The sequence below is a fragment of the Massilia sp. 2TAF26 genome, assembly GCF_052115005.1.
In the GTDB taxonomy this organism is placed as follows: domain Bacteria; phylum Pseudomonadota; class Gammaproteobacteria; order Burkholderiales; family Burkholderiaceae_D; genus Telluria.
The window spans coordinates 1-435 of record NZ_JBFRFV010000120.1 but is presented as its reverse complement, the minus strand read 5'-3'; the positions used below and the strand labels follow the sequence as shown (position 1 = coordinate 435).

The following is a 435-nucleotide window of genomic DNA, read 5'->3' as shown; positions in this document are numbered from 1 at the left end:
CGTCGAACAGGATGCCCGCGCTCTTCAGGTTGTGGCGCGCCATCGCCACCATATCGCCCGAAATATCGGAACCGAAAATGGTTGGCTCAGTCGGCAGAGGACGCGGCTTGATGGCCGCCTTCATCTCTTCCCATGGCTGTGGATCGAAATCATAGAACTTCTCGAATGCAAAGCGGCGCCGTGCACCGGGCGGGATGCCCTGCACCATCTGCGCCGCTTCGCACAGGATGGTGCCGGAACCGCACATCGGGTCGAACAGCGGCATGCCCGGTTTCCAGCCCGCCACGCGCAGCAGGCCGGCCGCCAGGTTTTCGCGCAGCGGCGCGTCGCCCGTTTCGCTGCGCCAGCCGCGCTTGAACAGCGCTTCGCCCGAGGTGTCCAGATAAATGATGAACTGGCGCTGGTCGAGGAAGCCGACAATGCGCATGTCCGGTT

1 protein-coding gene is annotated in these 435 nt (G+C 63.7%); it reads right to left on the bottom strand.

Annotated features, from left to right (window positions below):
* Positions 1–435: THUMP domain-containing class I SAM-dependent RNA methyltransferase (locus tag AB4Z32_RS27740; RefSeq protein WP_442125021.1), on the bottom strand; the 435-nt coding region annotated here is incomplete at both ends.